This is a genomic window from Candidatus Sordicultor fermentans (genome assembly GCF_012728195.1).
Lineage (GTDB): Bacteria > Atribacterota > Atribacteria > Atribacterales > Caldatribacteriaceae > Sordicultor > Sordicultor fermentans.
The window spans coordinates 1-4,195 of sequence record NZ_JAAYFP010000073.1; the positions used below are offsets into that span (position 1 = coordinate 1).

Consider the following 4,195-nt stretch of genomic DNA (forward strand, 5'->3'; position numbering starts at 1 on the left):
CCTGGAAAAAACGTAGAAATATAAAAAATACTACTGGTGGGAAAAGCATCTCTCGGTAGAAGTGTTAGATTATCAATATGAACCTTTTTGGAGTTTTAAGCCTGAGCAGTTAAGAAATTTTTAGCTTTTTCAGGCCCTCAAGGCAATATTTTAGCTCCCACCATTCACAATCCCGGCAAATCTCTTTTATATCCTCAAGTGTTATTCTTTCTTTTACTCTCTTCCAGACTTCATCAGCCGATACTGAATCTCCGGCTTTGAATCCCAGTTTTTGCAGGCATTTTGTGTCCATAGCTGCAACTTCTACTTCAGAAACATCACTTTTCAGGCATTTACCTTCTACGTTGTGAGGACAAGCAGCACAAATGGCATCACACTCCAGCACTAAAGTTATAAAGGAGGTAAAGTCAGAGCGTAGTTTTTTTGCTACTTCCTCCATATTAGACACAAATTTCTCACTATAGCCCAGCCCCCGAAACCCCAGTATACAAAGGAAATGATGAGGGCGAATATTCAAGGAATATATCAGCTCGTTCATCTATTTTCTACCTCTCCATTATAAGTTTGTCCAGATTCCCTGCAGCTTTGGCGATAACTCTGGCTATATTACCAGTTATAAAAGAAATAGTTCCCATGGTTAAAAATTGCGCAAAGCCAACTGTTTTTCCTTTAAACAAACTCAACCAGAAATTGGCAAAGAGCATAAAACTAAATAGGGCAATATCATGCTTTTTTAGGAAATAACTCGCAGATAGGGTAGCGAAAATAAACCCTGTAAAGTAACCCGGTGGGGTCGGCGAGGATAGCAGTGCCTCCTTACCAACCGGTAAATCAGGGAAGGCGAGAGTGCCTGACCTGATTTATATAGCCAAGCTTATGCCTTTCCAACGAGTGCCCGCGGGGGAGTCTGACCGAGAAAGAAAAACCTCTATCTGGGCTAAAAGACCCACAATACAGGCAAAGCCAAAACTAAAGTGGTATGTTCAACCATGCTGCCATCTATAAAAATCATACCTCATTTTCTCATATATTTCTCCTCTACGGCCATTATCGTTTTTCACCTTCCTTTTTAATTTTTCCAATAAGTGAATACAATCACCGGCAAATGTCCGGGTGAGAGAGCCATCGACTCTTTTTGTTATCGCTTCACCTGGTATTTATGCCTTTTTCCAGATTTACGAAATTTAGAGCATCGGTTTCAGCATTCATTTCTGCTAATATGCCACACACCTTCTTTTCTCCATTGAGAAATCGTTGGGCCATTTTGGCTCTGCGGCCAAACCGAAGAATTTTCTAATTTTAACCTTCTTCTCCCAGGCCTTGAGACTCGGCAATTATTGTTCCCTCTTTTATCCTCGGTGAGATGGTTCCCTTGTCCCATCTGTGGAGCTAACTTCCCGAAAGTAGTATATCTTTTGCCCTAAACCAGGGAACTCACAAGGAAGGAGTGAATCTGGTGATATCCTTTAGGCAAATATTCTAATATAGAACCATCTTGTTTTAAATCACGAATATGCTTTCGGATTGCAACTCTGGAGACACCTAGTTCTCCAGCTATCATTTACCCAGAAGCATAATGTCCACTTTTTCTAAGAGTTTTCAATATCTTTCCTTTTATTTGGTTAACTACATTGTGTTTTTTTGTCAAGGTCTTTCGGGTTTGTTCAAAAAATACCTCATAGTTTTAGAGAGTAGGTTTCTCCCGTCATCGCAAGCCCCAGGTCTTTCAATGTAAACTATTGATAAATTTGCTTATTTTGTACCCCAATATTTTATGAAATGTAAAATTATTTATAAAGCAATCCTTTGTATTATTGACATACTCTCAATTAATTATATAATAGGTAAGGTAATAAAAATTGCCAGGGGGTGGAAATCGAGGGCTAACTAAAAGGTGCTTTTTTGCGCCATAATATCATTGTCCCTCCGCTAACACCCAGATTAGGGAAGCGCCCCTTCCCTAAGGGGGGAGTGTCCCCTGATTAATTTGTTTTCGGATAAGCTGATCCGAAAGGGGAGCACCTGATGAAAAGGGTTATTGGGCTTAGATTCTGGTTTCTAAGGATTTAATGGGACGTGGTCAGGGAAGCAAATATTTGTTTTCCTGACCATCGCTTTTGTTAAAAATATCTATCCTCACTTAAATTGGTGGGGATAGATATTTTGTTCTTTAGTACTTTTTAGCCAATGGCCAGTAAAAAATTCGAAGGGAGAAGGGAGGGACAACCTGTGGAGAAAATACTGGAAGTGGGGATGCATCTCATCCTTGATGGTTATTGTCAGGACTCTTCGATTATTGGAAACTTAGGCGAAGTGCATAGGTTCCTGGATGAGTTTCCCGAGGAAATGGGTATGACCAAAGTTCTACCGCCCTACGTTTTCCAATATCAGAGCAGTTCTCCCCTGGATAGTGGGATATCAGGTATAGTGATAATTGCCGAAAGCCACATCAGTATTCACACTTTTCCGGTTCGGAATTACTTAAGTGTGGACATATTTTCTTGTAAACCGTTTGATGTTGAAGAGGCAATACAGAAGCTCAATAGCTGCTTTAATCTGGTGGAATACAACTATCAATTGTTTGATCGGGGGATAGAGTATCCTCCTGACCTTAACTCGAGTCTCCCCTTAGTTATAGAGGAGAGGCTTAAGAACCTGGAAAAAATGGGTCACACCTGACTCACTACTTATTTCCCCGGTAGGGTGAGTGTATGTCTCAATAAGTCAAACACTCACCCTATTTTTTATTCTCCATCCTGGACTGGCATTCCACACAATAGAGAGCATAGGGAATCGTTTTCAACCGCTGAATAGATATTTCCCTCTTACACAACTCGCAAAGACCATAATTTCCCGACTCTATCTTTTTCAAAGCCTTCTCCACCAACCTCAGCATCTCAAGAAGGGTTTTCTGGGAAGACATCTGGAGAGCCAGATCTACAGTGGCACTTCCCAAGTCTGCTTCATCTCTTGATTCGCTCAATGGGTTATAGTCTCGAGTGGTATCACGTTCTCGCTTGAGAACTAATTTTATCTTTTTATTCAACTCCAAAAGCTGGGCGCGAAGTCCTTCTATTTCTCGCTCTTCCATAGCTCTCATCTCCGAGGATATAATAACTCATATTTTTTCTTTATACAACCTTATCACTCGCTGTACCGCTTATAGGTCAATGGTTACACTAATATTACTAAAATTGCTTTATTAGTAGAATAGAACTGAACTATAGAGATGTTGCCTTTCCTTCCTAAAAAATAGCCGGTCTCCTTTCATCTCTGTTTTCTTGTCAAGTTCAATCCATCTTGGTAAAATGATTTAAGCAAGCTTTAATACTCTTTGTGTGATGCGGTGGAATTACTTTAATGGTGAACTTTTCAATCTCCGGGGCAGAAAGCTTATGAAATTATGGCAGAAATAAGTGTTTGCTATCATTTATAAATCGTTTGTTAAGAAGGAGGAGTTTTCTATGGGGCCAAAAGAAATATCTCAGAAGCTAGATCAATTGTTGCGGCTGGATACGTTCCCGGTGGGGGTAAAATTTTACACTCGGGAAGAAGATTTGCCTAAAAAGCCGCTTCCGTTCAAACTCAACATCTGTCAACTGGTCTGTATGGCGCGATACCAGAAAATGGGCCATAGCGGCGTTCCAGAGAAAATGGTATGTGCCTTCGGGGCGGCATGCCTGGGATTAATTCAGACACCTGAGGCTATCCTATCTGGGAAAGCTGCCGTGGGTGCTTATTGCAAAGATCAGGAAGCGGCGAAGAAGTTCATGGCAAACGTATACAGGCTGGGAGACGATGGTAAGAAGTACGCTGGAGTATTTATCTCCCCGCTGGAAACATTCACCGAGGAGCCTGACGTGGTGGTGGTCTACGGCAATCCTGCCCAGATGATGCGTTTCATTCATGCCAACGCTTATGACACCGGAGAAAAGACCACGGCTGATACGGTAGCTGAAGGGGCTATGTGTTCTGCTATAGGATTTGCCAAAGGGACTGGTAAACCCACGGTGGGTTTCCCCTGTGCTGGTGACAGAATCTTCGGTGGCACACAGCACCATGAGCTTGTCTATGCAGCACCTTATGCTCTTTTCCGTGATAAGCTCGTGGACAACCTGGAATTCACGGCGAAGGGAGGTTTCTCCGTCTATCCAGTGCCACCATACATGGCCTTCACACCAGAGATGCCGCCGGC

5 protein-coding genes are annotated in these 4,195 nt (G+C 42.1%); 2 read left to right on the forward strand and 3 right to left on the reverse strand.

Annotated features, from left to right (window positions below):
• Positions 1–109: 109 nt before the first annotated feature.
• Positions 110–538 (reverse strand): DUF1284 domain-containing protein, encoded by a 429-nt coding sequence (locus tag GXZ17_RS03315; protein WP_409375867.1) that lies wholly within the window; start codon positions 536–538, stop codon positions 110–112.
• 882 nt (positions 539–1,420) lie between these two features.
• Positions 1,421–1,561, reverse strand: a complete 141-nt coding sequence (locus tag GXZ17_RS03320; protein WP_409375868.1) for an HTH domain-containing protein — start codon at positions 1,559–1,561, stop codon at positions 1,421–1,423.
• Positions 1,562–2,229: 668 nt separating this feature from the next.
• Here GXZ17_RS03320 and speD point away from each other — a divergent pair.
• A complete protein-coding gene (speD, locus tag GXZ17_RS03325) occupies positions 2,230–2,679 on the forward strand; it encodes an S-adenosylmethionine decarboxylase (protein WP_409375869.1) in 450 nt (149 codons plus the stop codon).
• A 58-nt stretch (positions 2,680–2,737) separates the two neighbouring features.
• Here speD and GXZ17_RS03330 read toward each other — a convergent pair whose 3' ends face one another.
• Positions 2,738–3,091, reverse strand: a complete 354-nt coding sequence (locus GXZ17_RS03330) for a TraR/DksA family transcriptional regulator (protein ID WP_409375870.1) — start codon at positions 3,089–3,091, stop codon at positions 2,738–2,740.
• Between the two features lie 373 nt (positions 3,092–3,464).
• On the opposite strand from GXZ17_RS03330, the gene GXZ17_RS03335 reads away from it, so the two are divergent.
• On the forward strand, positions 3,465–4,195 hold a 731-nt coding region (locus tag GXZ17_RS03335), incomplete at its 3' end, for a DUF169 domain-containing protein (RefSeq protein WP_409375871.1).

Bases quoted from the DNA above. Each gene is read 5' to 3' on its own strand.
- GXZ17_RS03320 (WP_409375868.1), bottom strand. From the start codon at position 1,561: ATGATAGCTGGAGAACTAGGTGTCTCCAGAGTTGCAATCCGAAAGCAT.
- GXZ17_RS03315 (WP_409375867.1), bottom strand. From the start codon at position 538: ATGAACGAGCTGATATATTCCTTGAATATTCGCCCTCATCATTTCCTT.
- GXZ17_RS03330 (WP_409375870.1), bottom strand. From the start codon at position 3,091: ATGGAAGAGCGAGAAATAGAAGGACTTCGCGCCCAGCTTTTGGAGTTG.